The sequence below is a fragment of the Halochromatium sp. NSM3 genome (genome assembly GCF_059621085.1).
Window position 1 is genome coordinate 1 of sequence record NZ_JCAQIA010000103.1, and the last position, 355, is coordinate 355.

The window sequence follows — 355 nt, forward strand, 5'->3', positions numbered from 1 at the left end:
TGGCGTAATGATGGCCACGCTGTCTCCACCCGAGACTCAGTGAAATTGAAATCGCAGTGAAGATGCTGTGTACCCGCGGCTAGACGGAAAGACCCCGTGAACCTTTACTACAGCTTGGCACTGAACATTGAACCTACATGTGTAGGATAGGTGGGAGGCTTAGAAGCACTGGCGCTAGTTGGTGTGGAGCCATCCTTGAAATACCACCCTTGTATGTTTGATGTTCTAACATAGGCCCCTTATCGGGGTTGTGGACAGTGCCTGGTGGGTAGTTTGACTGGGGCGGTCTCCTCCCAAAGAGTAACGGAGGAGCACGAAGGTACCCTCAGCACGGTCGGACATCGTGCAATGAGTG

At 53.0% G+C, this 355-nt stretch carries 1 rRNA gene; it reads left to right on the forward strand.

Annotated features, from left to right (window positions below):
- A 23S ribosomal RNA gene (locus tag AC54T3_RS17490) occupies nt 1–355 on the forward strand; the annotation flags it as partial.